Source organism: Bacillus sp. NP247, from assembly GCF_018966865.1.
Lineage (GTDB): Bacteria > Bacillota > Bacilli > Bacillales > Bacillaceae_G > Bacillus_A.
Map to the genome: position 1 here is coordinate 804857 of NZ_CP076653.1, position 16004 is coordinate 820860.

Here is a 16004-nt window from a genome sequence, read left to right on the forward strand (position 1 = left end):
TTCCCGCTATAAATTCCACCATTAAAGTTTGATTTTCTTTTCAATACAAGAAATAAAGAGCACGCTATAATTAGCGCACTCTTTACTTCTTCACATATACTTCAACAATCGGATTTTCCTTTTGATCTGCATGTAAACGTATATTCTCTTCACTTGTATTGTAAATACTAGCTAACAGCATAACCGTTAGTAAGTTAGGTATCTTCGCATCGCTTCCGTATTTTCTTTCAAGCGCCTCCTTATATTCAAAATCCAAATCTCCTTGCATATATGTATACACTTCAAAACCATCTTTCAAATTACATACGACCGTATCAATAATATCTGCCCCTACTTGTTTCTTCATTTCCCCCCGCAATGCTTCAATAAATTCTTCCCAAGGAACTTCGTACGTCTGAAATTGGTCTGTAGATTTCATTTCTCTTCCTCCTCGTTATGTATCCTGTTCGTATATTTCCCCTTTCCTATAACAATTATGATAGATAGGTCATTCATACAAGCCACACTTGTCCCGCTTACATATCGTATTACTGTAATGGGAAGGAGGAAAGAACATGCATAGACAAAAATGTTATGATACATGCCAACGTTATTTTGGAAAAGTAGTTCGAATTGAAGATCGTGACGGTCGCATCCATTTAGGTAAAATAGTAGATGTGACAGATGATTCTGTTTGGATCGAACCGGTAAAAGGGCGTTCATCTTTTGATACAGGATTTGGATACTATGACGCATATTCAAACAGTGGATGTGATATTTGCGGTGGTCTTAGTAGATGTGACAGCTGCGGCTTCGGATGTGGCGGTGGCGGTAGCTGGGGCTGGGGCGGCGGCGGCGGTGGCTGTGACCGTGGCTGTGACCGTGGTTGTGGCGGCGGCTGGGGTGGCGGCTGGGGCGTTGAACTCGGATTTGGTTTCATTTTTGGAATTACTTTAGCTGCATTATTTTTCATCTAATATAGTAAAGAGTTGACTATCTTTAGCCAACTCTCTTTTCTATTTTTCACATATAAAAATACGATGCCCTAAAATATGTTGATACATAAGTAGTACTTGTTCATGCTGTACCCACGCCTCATACAGTTCTTCTGGAATAAATGATGATACATTCCACTCTGGCTCCTCCATATGCCCTGCAACTGTTTGTGCAATAGTTCCGCCACCCGCAATTGTGATTTTTTTGAAATTTGCTGCTTTAAATAAATGAATCCACTCATTCTCAGTTAGTAATTCTTTCATACCATATAACTGTCCAATCTTTTCTTCCTCTTTCTTCTCAATATGTTTTTCGGTAATCATTTCAATGACAACAAGCTTTCCATCCTCCTGTAATACACGATAACATTCCGAAATAACCTTTTCTTTATTTGTAAAAGCGAGTATAGATTCTCCAAGTACAAGCTCAAATGAATCATTTAAACACGGTAATCCTTCTACATCTCCTTGAATCAATTGTATATTTAAACCATCAAACAACCATCTATCTTTCGCTTTTTGAATCATAATTTCATTTTTTTCAACCGCTGTCACTTTATAACCCAATTCTTTTGTCATATACGCCGCTGTTTTCCCCGTGCCGCAACCTATTTCAAGGACATTAGCTCCCTGTCTAAGCGGCAATTGAGCTAGCAATTGTTTCGTTAGCGTAAAGCCACCGGGATGAGCACTCCCTATTCCGTAATAAGCTAGAAAATCAATGTATGTGTTTCGTTTCATGAGATTCTCCTTTGAGTTTTCTATAATACATATATTCATCCATAAAAAAATAGTGCACAGAAAAAAAGCATTTTCAAGTGCTATAATACCGCAACTTGAAAATGCTTTTTTCTTTTATTATTTCTCTTCTACATACGCCCATTTGAAACTATATTCCGGACTAATATTATGTTTCACAATTCCCTTTACATTTGGTTGCATAACATATGCTTTAGCACTTTGATATAAAGGTACAAGCGCTACATCTTCTTCAAGTAACAATTTCTCTGCCTTCCCTAACTCTGCCCAACGTTTTTTTGCATCAGCCATCCATTCCGTCTTACTTTTATCAATAATTTCATCATATTTTGAATTTGAGTAGCTCATTTGGTTCTGAGAATTTTTTGTTTCAAACATATCAAGGTACGTCATCGGATCCGCATAATCTGGATTCCAGCCACCATATGAGAAATCATAATCTTGATCTGATTCTAATTTTAGTTTTTGCTTAAATGGTTGAAGTTTAATATTTACTGTTACACCTTTTAAATTCTTTTCAATTTGATCTTTTACGTACTCCCCAACTTTTTTCGCATTACCAGTATCATAATTTAATAATTCAATTGTCACTTGATCTTTTCCAAGTTCTTTTTTCGCTTCTTCCCAAGCTGCTGCTGCCTTTTTGGAATCTTGTTTTAAACCATTCTTGAATGTTTCTGCGAAATCTTTACCGTCTGGTCCACTTGCTAAACCTTTTGCTACTAAGTAATCAACTGGTTTTGAACCATCATTTAAAATTACATTAGTTAAACCCTTCTTATCAACCGATAATGCAATTGCTTCACGTAATTTTTTGCTCTTTAACGGTGTATCTTGCCCACCACGTTTTTGATTTAGACGTAAGTAAAACGTACTTGTTTCCGAATATGCTCCAAACTCATCTTTTTTATTTCTATACTTATCAACGAATTCTCCAGATAAAAGTGCAAAATCAATTGCACCTGTATCATATAAATTCACCCTAGTAGCTGCTTCTTTTACTACACTATAATTAATTTCTTCTAATTTCACTGTCTTTTTATCCCAATACTGATCATTTTTCTTCAACTTCCAACCTTGCTCATGTTTCCAATCAGTAAGCACAAATGGACCGTTATAAACTGTTGTATCGGACTCTAAACCGTATTTCTTCCCTTTTTCTTTTACAAACTTTTCATTTAACGGATAGTATGATGCAAATGCCATTAAGTTCAAGAAATATGGTACCGGTCTGTCTAATTCAACTTCAAGCGTATAATCATCAACTGCTTTTACGCCTAACGTAGAAACTTCTGCTTTCCCTTGATTAATTGCTTCTGCATTTTTAAGATAGTAAGCAATAAATGCATACTCAGCAGCTGTTTGTGGATCTACTAGACGTTGCCATGCAAATACGAAATCTTTCGCCGTTACAGGATCACCGTTTGACCATTTTGCATCTTTACGTAATTTGAATGTATATTTTTTACCATCCTCGCTTTTTGTACTAGATTCTGCTACAGCTGGGATTGGCTTATTATCTTTATCAAGGCGATATAAACCTTCCATTGTATTCCCCAAAATTTGCGAGCCAAGTGTATCTGTATTTTTTGAAGTATCCATCGTCGGAATTTCATTCGTTTCTGTACGATTTAACACTTGCTTTGCCGCATATTTAATATCGGATTTCTTCTCTTCCCCACCATTATTAGACGTCGTAGTCGTTTTCTTTTCCCCACCGGAAGACCCAGAACATGCTGTTAACGCCATACTCATCGCTAATACTGGCGCTACAACCGCCGTGAACTTTTTCATCTTTTTCTTCATTCTTGTACCCTCCCCAATTATATGTACGCTACTAACTTTTAGAGATTTCTACCAACTTTATTTATCAGAAAATTCTTATTAATTAATATTCTACTATTTTTTTCGGTTTTGTAAAGTATTTTTAAGAATATTCTAAAAGTTTATTTTTTTATGATAGTAACTTGTTATTTTACTATTACTACTATATGAATTATCCCCCATCTACTATATGTAATCATACCTCCTCTTATTCTTCTCTATTACTAAGTTCTATATTTTTCTCATCAATATGAACTCTCTGCTATCATTTATCTATCCAATTGTTGAACTCTTTTCTAATTTCCTACAGTAGAATTTTAAAAGCAACCTCAACATTTCTCAAAATTTCCATGTGCCTTGTTCTCCTATTCATACAAAAAAGCATTTCAAAAGCAGCTTAGCCACTTTTAAAATGCCTCTATATTATTTTTTCCCGCCATCCTCAGTTACATACGCCCACTTAAAGCTATATTCTGGACTGATGTTATGTTTAACGACGCCTTTTACATTCGGTTTCATTACATATGATCTTCCTGTTTGATATAAAGGAACTAATCCTGCATCTTCTTCAAGGAATAATTTTTCTGCTTTTCCTAACGCTTCCCAACGCTTCTTCGGATCAGATAATAATTCATTACCTGCTTTTTGCACCATTTCATCGTATTTCGGATTCGAATAACTCATTTGGTTATATGGGCTCTTCGATTCAAACATATCAATAAATGTCATCGGATCCGCATAGTCTGGACTCCAACCTGCATAAGAGATTTCATAATCTTGCGCTGACTCTAATTTTAATTTTTGTTTGAACGGCTGAATTTTCGTATTAATCGTTACACCTTTTAAATTTTTCTCAATTTGATCTTTAACATAATCAGCAATCTTTTTCGCAGTTCCATCATCATAGCTTAGTAATTCAATTGTAACTTGATCTTTTCCAAGTTCCTTTTTCGCTTCTTCCCATGCAGCTGCTGCTTTTTTCGTATCTTGTTTCAGACCATTTTTAAACGTATCTTGGTAATCTTTACCGTCAGGTCCTGTCGCAAGCCCTTTTGGAACCAATTGATCTGTTGCTTTTGATCCATTATTTAAAATAACATTTGCTAAACCTTTTTTATCAACTGATAATGCAATTGCTTCACGAAGTTTTTTACTCTTTAACGGTGTATCTTGTCCGTTACGCTTTTGATTTAAACGTAAGAAGAATGTACTTGATTCTGCATACTCACCGTATTCATCTTTATTCGATTTATATTTATCTACAAACTCTCCTGATAGTAGTGTGAAATCAATTGATCCTGTATCATATAAATTTACTTTCGTAGCAACTTCTTTTACTACACTATAATTAATTTCTTCTAATTTCACAGTCTTATTATCCCAATATTTATCATTTTTCTTCAACTGCCATCCTTGTTCATGTTTCCATGAAGACATAACGAATGGCCCATTATACACCGTTGTATCTGCTTCTAAGCCAAACTTATCGCCTTTTTCTTTTACAAACTTTTCATTTAATGGATAGTATGACGGGAATGCTAATAAATTTAAGAAGTACGGTACCGGTTTTTCTAATTCTACTTCTAGCGTGTAATCATCTACCGCCTTCGCTCCTAATTCAGTTCCAGGTTTTTCACCTTTATTAATCGCTTCTGCATTTTTAATATAGTAGGCAATAAACGCATATTCCGCCGCTGTGTTTTTATCAAGTAAGCGCTGCCATCCGTATACGAAATCTTTCGCTGTTACAGGATCTCCATTTGACCATTTCGCATCTTTACGCAGTTTAAACGTATATTTTTTACCATCTTCGCTTTTCGTACTTGATTCTGCAGCAGCTGGAATAGGCTTATTATCTTTATCAAGACGATATAACCCTTCCATTGTGTTCCCTAAAATTTGTGCCCCTAACGTATCAGTGGATTTAGAAGTGTCCATCGTCGGAATTTCTTGGTTTTCCGTACGATTTAATACTTGCTTCGCTGCATATTTAATATCAGATTTTTTTTCTTCCCCACTATTAGATGTAGTAGTCGTTTTCTTCTCTCCACCTGACCCAGAGCACGCTGTCAATGCAACGCTCATCGCTAAAACTGGTACTACAACTGCTGTTAACTTTTTCATCTTTTTTCTCTTCATTTTTATACCCTCCCCAATTATATGTACAGTACCAACCCTTGAGAGACCCCTTGCTAAGGATTTACTTTTCAGAAAATTATAACTAATATTATTCTACTCTATTTTTCGCGTTTGTAAATAGTTTTATTTTAAATATTCAGATTTTTTCTTCGTAATTTAGTATGATTTATCCCTCATCTACTGTATTTACATACTATACCCCTTATTCTTCTCTATTTAATTACACTAAAAAAAGCATTCCAAAAGTAGATTAGCTACTTTTGGAATGCTTTTTTAAATTCTATTATTTCCCGTCTTTCTCGGTTACATAAGCCCACTTAAAGCTAAATTCTGGACTGATATTATGTTTTACTACACCTTTTACATTTGGTTGTAAAACATAAGAATCTCCACGTTGATATAAAGGTACAATCGCTACATCTTCTTCAAGTAATGTTTTTTCAGCTTTTCCTAACTCTTCCCAACGTTTCTTTGCATCGCTCATTAATTCCGTTCCAGCTTTTTTCACCATGCCGTCATATTTAGGGTCAGAGAAGCTCATTTGGTTATGAGAATGTCCAGTCTCAAACATATCTAAGAACGTCATTGGATCTGCATAATCTGGATTCCAACCACCGTATGAAATATCATATTGTTGCTCAGATTCTAATTTTAGTTTTTGCTTAAATGGTTGAAGTTTAATGTTAACTGTTACACCTTTTAAGTTCTTCTCAATTTGGTCCTTAATATATTCTCCAACTTTTTTCGCATTACCAGTATCATAGTTTAAGAATTCAATTGTAACTTGGTCTTTACCTAGCTCTTTTTTCGCTTCTTCCCAAGCTGCAGCAGCTTTTTTAGCATTTGGTTTTAAACCATTTTTAAACGTTTCTTGGAAGTCTTTACCGTCTGGTCCAGTTGCTAAACCTTTTGGTACTAAGAAGTCAGCTTCTTTTGATCCATCATTTAAAATTACGTTTGCTAAATTCTTTTTATCAACTGATAGTGCAATTGCTTCACGTAACTTTTTACTCTTTAATGGTGTATCTTGTCCATCACGTTTTTGGTTCATACGAATGAAATACGTACTCACTTGTGAATATGTTCCGAATTCATCTTTCTTATTTCTGTATTTATCTACGAACTCTCCAGTTAATAAAGCAAAGTCAACTTGACCGCTATCATATAAATTGATAAGAGTTGCTGGTTCTTTAACAACACTGAAGTTAACTTCTTCAAGTTTTACAGTCTTTTTATCCCAATATTGATCATTTTTCTTTAATTGCCATCCTTGTTCATGCTTCCAATCTTTAAGAACGAACGGTCCATTATAAACTGTTGTATCAGACTCTATACCGAACTTCTCCCCTTTTTCTTTTACGAATTTTTCATTTAATGGGTAGTACGATGGGAATGCTACTAAGTTTAAGAAGTACGGTACCGCTTGCTCTAATTCAACTTCAAGCGTAAGATCATCTACCGCTTTCACTCCTAATTCGGCTACAGGTTTTTCACCTTTATTAACCACTTCTGCATTTTTAATTGGGAATGCGATAAATGCATACTCAGCAGCTGTTTTTGGATCTAATAGACGTTGCCAAGCATATACGAAATCTTTCGCCGTTACTGGATCTCCATTTGACCATTTTGCATCTTTACGTAGTTTAAATGTATATTTTTTACCATCTTCACTTTTCGTGCTAGATTCTGCTGCAGCTGGAATAGGCTTATTATCTTTATCCAGACGATATAATCCTTCCATCGTATTCCCTAGCATTTGTGAAGATACTGTATCTGTTGATTTAGAAGAATCCATCGTTGGAATCTCTTGGTTTACTGTTCGATTCAACACTTGTTTTGCCGCTAATTTTCCCTCTGACTTGCTATCTCCACTTGAGTTTGTGCTTGTTTTTTTATCTCCGCCTGATGTAGAACATGCTGTTAGTGCCATGCTCATTGCTAAAACCGGTACTACAACTGCTGTTAGTTTTTTCATTTTTTTCTTTTTCATTTTCTGTACCCTCCCCAATTCTTAACGATAGCTATTAAAGAATTTTCTGATAATTCTGTTTTTCTTTATATATTTATCAGACGATTCTTACTAATTCTTATTCTACTAATTTTTTAAAATTTGTAAAGTATTATTATTGAAAATTTTTAAAAAATTATTTTCTTACAGTAATATTCATAAAAATTCCATATAGTTTTTTAGCATCGTTTTTTATCGTTACATATACACTAATTTAATAGTGTTAATTATATTTTCTAATAAATAGACTGTAGATTATCGTTAATAAATAATGTATATTCCAGAAATCTTTTTCCTACAAAAACAAAAAAAGCAGATATAAGATCTGCTTTAATTTCCCTCAATTTGTTTCTCACTTAATCCAAGATGTGTTCTGAGTGTATTACTCAAATTTTGTAAGTCTTTTTATTAGGATTATAATAATATACACGCTGTCCATTTTGGCCATTTGGTAAATATAAATCATCACCATTTAGCTGAATCTTCTCAACTGAACAATCTAAACCATATTTATAAAAAGATAAAATATCATCCAATGCTAAATTTGTTTTAAAATCACCATCGACGGCCTCAACCATTTTCTCCAGTTTTGTAATAGACCCTACACTTTTTAATTTACTTAAAATCGCCTCAATAACAAGTTGTTGGCGCTGTCCCCTCATTGCGTCACTATCAATATGACGAGTTCTCGCCAAAGCAAGTGCTTCTTCTCCCGTTAATTTTTGAACCCCTTTTTTCAAGTGAATCGTATCAGGTTCATCTTTACTATTTTGTTCAGTAAATTCAACTGGGACATCTACCTCAACACCATCGAGCCCATCAACAATTTTAATAAATGAATCAAAATTAAATTTCACAAAATAATCTACCGGCACTTGCAGTAACTTTTCTACTGCCTCAACAGAAGCTTGTGGCCCTCCATCTTTTCCATTTTTAACGAAACCACTTCCATATGCGTGTGTTATTTTATCTTTTTTCTTTTCGATTGGAACATATGTATATGTATCTCGTGGTATACTGGTTAACTTCACTGTCTTATCTTCTTTATTAAACGTAGCTAATAATAATGCATCCGTATGAAATGCACCATTATACCCCTTTTGCCGTTCTTGATTTTCATCAATTCCCATAATTAACATTGAAACGTTGTTTGTAATTGGCTTTACAGCTTTCTCACGTAAATTTGATTTTTCACCACGCGATAAGTTCATATTAGATTTTTGTACGAGATTAGAAGTTTTCATATATACATAAGCACCATAACCAACTCCACCAAATAGTAATACTCCTAACAATACACTTATTATCGTTGTCTTTTTATATTTTCGTTTATTTTTATTTTCTCTTGAAGGAGAGGTATTCTCCATATAGTTCCCTCCGTTTTCTATTCATCTAATATGTTTTTCAATTTTTCATAATTAGTGCTATCCTTTTGAAATACATTCTCTTTCAATCCTTTGTTAATTTGTATCCATTCAGTCGTAATCGAATATTGAATCATACCTTCATGGAAACTAAGGAACTTCAACATAATCCCCGTATTTTTATCTACAACCATTTCAAATTTCCCTCTAAAATCTTCAGATGTACTTACAGGCATTTCTATGTTTATTACCCCTTCTATTTTGTAGCAATCGAGTCCAAGATACTTCGTTTCTTTATAACTCCAATCTTTATATCGAATTAATAGATCAGCAAATTCTGATTGAATACTGTACTTAGCGAATCCCACATATTCGTCATCATACCGTTTCTTCTCACCTGATTTTCTCAACAACCTTTCCGTAGGGCTTAATTTTAATAGTTCATTATTTCTTTCTTTTGGGCTCCATCTCGTCTCTTTATACGTATTATTCTTATCATTAAACTCTTTTTTTCCGTCCTCGCTATAAATAATCGTGCTTTTTTTCGATAGTTTGTCTTCTTTAGATGAAATACCACTTTGTTTCTCCGTATCAATCGCATATTTATATGTTGTAGCAATTCTTGTAGAGCTAGAATATTCTTCGAATTGCCCTGAAACATTTTGGAAATGATCAATTGAATCAAGCATCTTTTGATGAATCTTTTCCTTATCTGGATAATTGACGTTCGACTTCATTTCTTCTTCATTCTCATAATCAGAAAACGCATTCTTCTTTACGTAATTAAACATCCCTCCATTTTGTGCAAAGCTCTGTATAGAAAACTCAGACATAGATACAATTGACAGCGTTAGAACAGCAGCACTAATAAACATCATATGTACTCTATAACTCTTTCTTTTTACAGGAAGATTACGAAGTGTATCATTAATTTTTTCGTTTAGTGCCTGTGGCAATACGGTATTATCTTTTTCTATTCTCTTTTTTAATTTTTCATCAAATGATTTTTCTTTATCCATTTTAACCACCTCCTACTCCATCTTTAATCGCTCTTCTAATTGTTCCCTTGCACGTGACAATCTTGATTTAACCGTTCCTTTTGGAATTTCTAAAAGCGTTGCAATACTTTCTTGATTCATATCTTCATAATAATAAAGTACAGTTACAGCTCTTAGTTCTTCCGTTAAAGACTGAATAGCATTACAAAGGTCAATATCTTCATATCGATCGAACGCCACCATATTACTATCATGATCCTCAATTACAATTACTTTTTTATAAGAGCGAATTATATTGTTACACTCATTTATTAAAATTCTAATGAGCCAAGTTTGAAAAAACTCTTCCTTTTTCAGTTTTTTTATATTTTCATAAGCTTTTAAAATTGTTGCCTGCATCGCATCCTCTATATTCGTCTCATCACGTAACATCGCCTTCGCAATGCGATACATCTTTACTTTTTCTGTATGTATAAGTGTCATAAAAGCCTCATGATTACCCTTTTTTGCTAAAGAAACATCCGTTTCTTCTTTTACAATCATCTTATATAAAGGAATTACTTTCACAATTGGTCCTCCTGTTTCAGCCTCTCTATTAATTAAACTTTACACATATTAGACGAAGTATCCTAGAAAAAGGTTCACTTCTTTTTGAATATTTCTACAAGAAAAAATGTAAACATTCCATTTTGACTATCTACTTAAATGTTTCTCTAAAAGATATCCCTTCGAATTCACAAACGAAAAAAGCCCACTAATTCAGTGGACTTTCTACTTTACAACGGCAAATCTCTCTTCCTAAACACTACAATTGCTACTATGAAGATACAAAGCGCTCCAGCAGTTAAACCTATACTTACTGGCCATATATTATATGTTCCTTCAGCAATTTCTTTCGGACGAAACAATGTAAACAAGGATATATTTCTCATCCACTCTAACTTATCACTTAATTTCCCTACCATATCTAATACGAAAAATAGGATTGTTAAACTTGCTGAGTAGCTAAGTGCCTTCCTTTCATCATTACATATACAGGAAAAGAAAAATGAATAGGCACTAACCACTAAAAATATTAGCCCTCCGACTACATTTATCTTCAAAAATAATTCTTTATTTAAATTATTATCTTTTAAAAACCATTCTGCACCTAATATACCAGCTACATAAGTAACAATTACAATAATTAGTAGCCCCAATATGAGAACAGCAGCTTGTGTAATTGCAATTTTCACCCTTGATACAGGTGTTGCTAATAAATATGCCATCGCCCCTTTATCTACATGACGAGCAATTAAATGCGTTGCAACCGTGACACAAAAAATTGTTAAAATGATAATAAACAATAGACTATAATATTCACCCGCTAAAAAATCCATTACATTTTGAATCGGACTTTCCATTCCAACGATTTTTTTTACACTATCAGGCATAGCACTTATTAATTCATTTAACCCTTTCGCTGAAACCATCGATGGGAATATCCAAATTAATAACCATAAATAAAGAGCTGCACCAGTAGCATAGCTCAATATACTTTTTTGAGTTTCTTTCAAACTAGCTAAAAATAGTTGTTTATTCATGCTTTACCCCTTCTTTCTTCTCGTAATAATGCATAAATAAATGTTCTAAATCCGTCGCTCTCGTTTGAAGTGCCGTTACATTATAGTTTGAAAGTGTTTGTAAAACAGTTTGATAGTTTCCTTGCACAATAATTGATGCCTCTCTACCTTTCACTCCTTCAAATTGCAAATCACATTGTTTAAGAGACTCGATTTCTTCCTCTGATGATACAGTTACATCTATCACCTGTCTTCTCATGCCTTGTAAATCATGAATGTTTTCAACTGTTACAAGGCAACCATCTTTAATAATAGCCACTCTGTCACAAGTTCTCTCAATTTCAGTGAAAATATGCGACGACATAAGAATCGTTTTCCCTCTTTGCTTTTCTTCTAATATTAAATCTATAAATAGTTGCTGCATAAGTGGATCGAGTCCTGATGTCGGTTCATCTAAAATTAGTACTTCTGGATCATGCATAAATGCAGCAACAATCCCTACTTTTTGTTTCATTCCTTTAGACATTTTTCGAATTGGTGTTTTCACATCGAATTGCAAACGTTCTATTAATTCATCTCGTCTTTTTATATCTTTTAACCCACGCATTCCTTGCATCAACTTTAAAAAATCTAATCCGTTCATTCCTTCAATAAAAGAAATTTCTCCTGGTAAATAACCAACTTCTCTTTGAATTTTCGCAGCATCTTCCCAACAATCTAATCCGAAAATTGTCGCTTTACCAGCCGTCGGTTTTATAAATCCCATTAAATTACGAATCGTTGTTGATTTCCCGGCACCATTTGGTCCTAAGTAGCCAAAAACTTCTCCTTCTTTCACTTCAAATGTAATATCAAACAAGCCTTTTCCATTTGAAAACTGTTTTGTAACATTTTGAACTGAAATCATAAGCCCACCTCATTTTTTGAAATATTTAATGTATGATATTTCAAAATCATTGTACTCCTCATCTTTCATATTCGCAACAACTTTTTGAAATATTTATATGTCCATATTTCAAAAATATTGTTTTTAATTATTTTTTCTTGTATATTTTAAATGAGGTGATTACTTTGAACGGCTTTGAAAAAGTGAAAGAAAAGAAAAAACGTGCCATTAAAGATGCGGCCTTTATATTATTTTCAGAACGCGGATTTAATGAAGTAAAAATAGAACATATTGCAAAAAAAGCAAACGTTTCTCAAGTTACAATTTATAATCATTTCGGAAGTAAAGATGCGTTATTTAGGGAACTTATACAAGAATTTATAATATCTGAATTTCAATATTATAAAGATCTTGCAGAAGAAAAATTACCTTTTCATGATATGATGCAAAAAATGATTGTAAGAAAAATGAATACTGGGGGATTATTTCAGCCTGATATGTTACTACAAATGATGCAAAGAGACGAAACGCTCCGAGAATTTATTTATAGTTATCAAAACGAAAAAATCTTGCCTTGGTATTTAGAAATATTAGAACAAGCACAGCGCAAAAATGAAATTAATCCACACCTTTCAAAAGAAATGATGTTACTTTACATTCAAATGTTCACTAAATTAGGTGATGATTTCGGGGCACAGCTTCTTGAAGGAGATCGAGAAAAACATATACAAGATATAGTTACGATGTTCTTTTACGGACTTTCCGTCCCAGAAAAATAATTTTTTCTAAAGAACAAACAAAATCAAAAAAAGCCCTTTGGATATTTAAATCTCAAGGGCTTTTTCACGCCAAAAAGAATTATTAAAACTAACTTTATCTCAAAGAACTTAAATGATTCGTTATAGATAATACCTTATTATAGATTAAATCTTTTAGCATGAGAGGCTGAATTGAAATAATCGTTTTTCCAAACTTTACAAAATAACTTGAAATAAAATCTGCTTCTTTCTTGTTAAAATAGCCTGTTATAATGTAATTTTCATTTTCTTTCTGTATCCTCATAGAAGGATAACTCTCTTTATCAAAGATGTCTTTTCCATATTGATTAACAATGACAGTAAAATCAATTGCATCAGGTTTTCTGTGAAAAGCAGCAAGATAACTTAATAGTTCTTCCAGCTTTTTAGGATTAGTATTATTTGTTTCTGTAATAGAAAGAATTTTATCACATCTGATTATTTGAATATCCCTCGTCTCAAAATTAAAAATCTTAGCATACCACTGTCCGAATTTAGATTCTATTCGAATGAATTGGACAATTAATTCTTTCTCCCTATCTTTCTTCAAATATGTTAAACGATAAACCCTTTCAGCAAAAATCCCTTGTAAAATTTCTTTCAAGAACGGACTAAAATTACTATGGTTTGTTACTTCAAAGGAAAGCGTTTGTTCCATAATTGAAATATTTTTACTCACATTATCAGGTAATACATTTTTAAATTTATTTTCAAGTGCAATACTTTCTATATTAAATGGTTTCGTCTTATATCCATTTAATGTAAGGATTGAAAAGTATAAAGCATACATTTCATCCACGCTAAAATAAATTGGTGATAACATACTATTTTCTATAATTTTATAACTTCCATTTCTACCTAATTCAGAATATATTGGCACACCTATTTCTTCCAATGATTGAATGTCTCGCAACGCGGTACTTTTAGAAATAGCATATCTATTCATTAAATCTTTTAAATTAAAATATTTTTTATTATTTAAGAAAATAAGCATATCATTTATTCGTTCAGATTTTTTCATATTTCCCTCCATAAAAGGTGTCACATATTGAAACCTTTTTAGTCTATATTATACTTATTAACTAAAAAAGGAGTAAGATATTTATGACATTAGAAATAGCTATTTTTCTTTCAATGAATGGGAAAGCAAAGGAGGCAATTAATTTTTACATTCGCAATTTAGAAGCCAAGAAGCTAATGATTGTTACGTATGAAGAAATGGCCAAAAGAGACAGTTCTTTTGAAATTACAAGCGAAAATAAAGATTATATTTCTCACTCTGTTCTACAAATTGGGAATACAAAGCTAATGATAGCAGAAGATACAATGAAATCTAATGAACGTTATAACGTTGGAAATAACATGTCACTTTGCATTCAAAGCGCTAATTTAGAAGAAATACAAAGATTTTATAATAATTTAATTTCCGATAAGCATGTAAAAATAATCTCTCCATTAGAAAAAAATATATTTAGTGAAGCATATGGTATTATTGAAGATCCTTTCGGCATACAAATCCAGTTAATGTATGATAAACGATTAAACTAAATAACTCGTCATATTCACATGTTCCTAATAAAAAAGACACGAAGTTCGTGTCTTTTTTATCGTACAGGAATGGCTCTATCCGTTTCGCTACTTTCAATAGCTAATTGAATAAGTCTTATAACTTCCAAGCCTTCTTCTGCTGTTACAGGTGGTTTCTCACCATTTACAATACTATCTCTTACACCTTTATAATACATGTCATAACAGCCGACTTCTGTCGGAATACGTACTAACTCTTCTTCTGTTTCTAAGGTAGCAAAATTCTCTTCAGAGTCTGCTCCATAACCGTTATCGCCTGGCTTCATTCCATTTTTTAATTGTTCTTCCTGTGAATCCATACCGTACTTCACAATAGAACCTTTATCTCCATGCAGTGTAAAATGCGGTCCAGCTTGCTTTACGTAACTGCTACTATGTAAAATAACGCGCTTTACTCCGTAGTGAAGTACAACATGGAAGTAATCATCAACTTCTGCACCTGGTCGTTGTTTTATTACATCTGCGCTTATTGCATCTGGTTTCCCAAATATTGATAATGCTTGGTCAATTAAATGCGATCCTAAATCATATAATATACCTGATCCTGGTAAGTTCTTTTCTCTCCAACGATCGCGTACATGTGGGCGGAAACGATCGAAATGCGCTTCATATGCGTATACATTTCCTATTCTTTTTTCTTGTAATAATTTCTTTATCGTTAAGAAATCATTATCAAAACGGCGATTATGATAAACACTTAAAACGACATTATGTTGGTTCGCTAATGAAATAAGTTCTTCTCCCTCTTCAATTGAAACAACGAATGGTTTTTCCACAACAACATGCTTACCGTGTACAATCGCTTCTTTTACATATGGAAAATGGGTTGTATTCGGCGAAGTAATGACCACTAAGGCAATATCAGCTCGATTTACTAATTCATCAATTGTACCAACAACTTCAGCATTTGGTAATGCTTGTTTCACTACTTCTTCTTTTGATGATAAAATAGCACGAATATCGTATTCTTCTATCGTTTGTAATAACGGGATGTGAAATGTTGTACTAGAAAATCCAAATCCTACAATCCCTACACCTATTTTTTTCATGTTGCCCCTCCATTTATCCCGCTACTTGCGGGCAGTAAGATCCCTACCTCAAAATTC

At 33.2% G+C, this 16004-nt stretch carries 14 protein-coding genes and 1 pseudogene; 3 read left to right on the top strand and 12 right to left on the bottom strand.

Translation table 11 applies throughout. The features are described 5' to 3' along the window. Positions 1 to 82 precede the first annotated feature (82 nt). A complete protein-coding gene (locus tag KPL75_RS04190) occupies positions 83 to 418 on the bottom strand; it encodes a hypothetical protein (protein WP_219919523.1) in 336 nt (111 codons plus the stop codon). A gap of 136 nt (positions 419 to 554) precedes the next feature. On the opposite strand from KPL75_RS04190, the gene KPL75_RS04195 reads away from it, so the two are divergent. Then, positions 555 to 956, top strand: coding sequence for a hypothetical protein (locus tag KPL75_RS04195; RefSeq protein WP_219919524.1), 402 nt, complete (start codon positions 555 to 557; stop codon positions 954 to 956). Between the two features lie 39 nt (positions 957 to 995). Here the strand turns inward: KPL75_RS04195 and KPL75_RS04200 are convergent, their stop codons facing one another. The 9 genes and pseudogenes from KPL75_RS04200 to KPL75_RS04240 form a co-directional block, all read right to left on the bottom strand. Next, positions 996 to 1715: a class I SAM-dependent methyltransferase gene (locus KPL75_RS04200; RefSeq protein WP_219919525.1), complete on the bottom strand. Its 720-nt coding sequence runs from the start codon at positions 1713 to 1715 to the stop codon at positions 996 to 998. A gap of 117 nt (positions 1716 to 1832) precedes the next feature. Beyond that, positions 1833 to 3539, bottom strand: a complete 1707-nt coding sequence (locus KPL75_RS04205; RefSeq protein ID WP_002146347.1) for a peptide ABC transporter substrate-binding protein — start codon at positions 3537 to 3539, stop codon at positions 1833 to 1835. 441 nt (positions 3540 to 3980) lie between these two features. Continuing rightward, on the bottom strand, positions 3981 to 5696 hold the full coding sequence (locus tag KPL75_RS04210; protein ID WP_219919526.1) for a peptide ABC transporter substrate-binding protein: 1716 nt from the start codon (positions 5694 to 5696) through the stop codon (positions 3981 to 3983). Positions 5697 to 5979: 283 nt separating this feature from the next. Beyond that, the gene (locus tag KPL75_RS04215; protein ID WP_219919527.1) at positions 5980 to 7686 is read right to left on the bottom strand and encodes a peptide ABC transporter substrate-binding protein; all 1707 of its coding nucleotides are present in this window, start codon (positions 7684 to 7686) and stop codon (positions 5980 to 5982) included. 348 nt (positions 7687 to 8034) lie between these two features. Then, a pseudogene (locus tag KPL75_RS04220) lies at positions 8035 to 9071 on the bottom strand (LCP family protein). A 17-nt stretch (positions 9072 to 9088) separates the two neighbouring features. After that, complete coding sequence (locus KPL75_RS04225; protein WP_219919528.1) at positions 9089 to 10087, bottom strand: anti-sigma factor; 999 nt, start codon at positions 10085 to 10087, stop codon at positions 9089 to 9091. A 12-nt stretch (positions 10088 to 10099) separates the two neighbouring features. Beyond that, the gene (locus KPL75_RS04230; RefSeq protein ID WP_000864747.1) at positions 10100 to 10633 is read right to left on the bottom strand and encodes an RNA polymerase sigma factor; all 534 of its coding nucleotides are present in this window, start codon (positions 10631 to 10633) and stop codon (positions 10100 to 10102) included. Positions 10634 to 10842: 209 nt separating this feature from the next. Further along, positions 10843 to 11649, bottom strand: coding sequence for an ABC transporter permease subunit (locus KPL75_RS04235; protein WP_002199699.1), 807 nt, complete (start codon positions 11647 to 11649; stop codon positions 10843 to 10845). Continuing rightward, entirely contained in the window at positions 11642 to 12535 is an 894-nt protein-coding gene (locus KPL75_RS04240; protein ID WP_219919529.1) for an ABC transporter ATP-binding protein, read from the bottom strand. Before KPL75_RS04240 ends, KPL75_RS04235 begins: the two co-directional genes overlap by 8 nt. Positions 12536 to 12699: 164 nt before the next feature. On the opposite strand from KPL75_RS04240, the gene KPL75_RS04245 reads away from it, so the two are divergent. Beyond that, positions 12700 to 13293: a TetR/AcrR family transcriptional regulator gene (locus KPL75_RS04245; protein WP_219919530.1), complete on the top strand. Its 594-nt coding sequence runs from the start codon at positions 12700 to 12702 to the stop codon at positions 13291 to 13293. Positions 13294 to 13387: 94 nt separating this feature from the next. Here the strand turns inward: KPL75_RS04245 and KPL75_RS04250 are convergent, their stop codons facing one another. After that, the gene (locus tag KPL75_RS04250) at positions 13388 to 14356 is read right to left on the bottom strand and encodes a helix-turn-helix transcriptional regulator (RefSeq protein ID WP_219919531.1); all 969 of its coding nucleotides are present in this window, start codon (positions 14354 to 14356) and stop codon (positions 13388 to 13390) included. Positions 14357 to 14415: 59 nt separating this feature from the next. Here KPL75_RS04250 and KPL75_RS04255 point away from each other — a divergent pair, with 59 nt between their 5' ends. Continuing rightward, positions 14416 to 14859 (top strand): VOC family protein, encoded by a 444-nt coding sequence (locus KPL75_RS04255; protein ID WP_219919532.1) that lies wholly within the window; start codon positions 14416 to 14418, stop codon positions 14857 to 14859. A 56-nt stretch (positions 14860 to 14915) separates the two neighbouring features. Here KPL75_RS04255 and KPL75_RS04260 read toward each other — a convergent pair whose 3' ends face one another. Next, positions 14916 to 15947, bottom strand: coding sequence for an oxidoreductase (locus KPL75_RS04260; RefSeq protein WP_219919533.1), 1032 nt, complete (start codon positions 15945 to 15947; stop codon positions 14916 to 14918). Positions 15948 to 16004: the final 57 nt, after the last annotated feature.

Excerpts from the sequence above, each read along its gene's own strand:
- KPL75_RS04215 (WP_219919527.1), bottom strand. The coding sequence starts at position 7,686 with ATGAAAAAGAAAAAAATGAAAAAACTAACAGCAGTTGTAGTACCGGTT.
- KPL75_RS04225 (WP_219919528.1), bottom strand. The coding sequence starts at position 10,087 with ATGGATAAAGAAAAATCATTTGATGAAAAATTAAAAAAGAGAATAGAA.
- KPL75_RS04205 (WP_002146347.1), bottom strand. The coding sequence starts at position 3,539 with ATGAAGAAAAAGATGAAAAAGTTCACGGCGGTTGTAGCGCCAGTATTA.
- KPL75_RS04195 (WP_219919524.1), top strand. The coding sequence starts at position 555 with ATGCATAGACAAAAATGTTATGATACATGCCAACGTTATTTTGGAAAA.
- KPL75_RS04255 (WP_219919532.1), top strand. The coding sequence starts at position 14,416 with ATGACATTAGAAATAGCTATTTTTCTTTCAATGAATGGGAAAGCAAAG.
- KPL75_RS04260 (WP_219919533.1), bottom strand. The coding sequence starts at position 15,947 with ATGAAAAAAATAGGTGTAGGGATTGTAGGATTTGGATTTTCTAGTACA.
- KPL75_RS04200 (WP_219919525.1), bottom strand. The coding sequence starts at position 1,715 with ATGAAACGAAACACATACATTGATTTTCTAGCTTATTACGGAATAGGG.
- KPL75_RS04235 (WP_002199699.1), bottom strand. The coding sequence starts at position 11,649 with ATGAATAAACAACTATTTTTAGCTAGTTTGAAAGAAACTCAAAAAAGT.
- KPL75_RS04190 (WP_219919523.1), bottom strand. The coding sequence starts at position 418 with ATGAAATCTACAGACCAATTTCAGACGTACGAAGTTCCTTGGGAAGAA.
- KPL75_RS04240 (WP_219919529.1), bottom strand. The coding sequence starts at position 12,535 with ATGATTTCAGTTCAAAATGTTACAAAACAGTTTTCAAATGGAAAAGGC.
- KPL75_RS04210 (WP_219919526.1), bottom strand. The coding sequence starts at position 5,696 with ATGAAGAGAAAAAAGATGAAAAAGTTAACAGCAGTTGTAGTACCAGTT.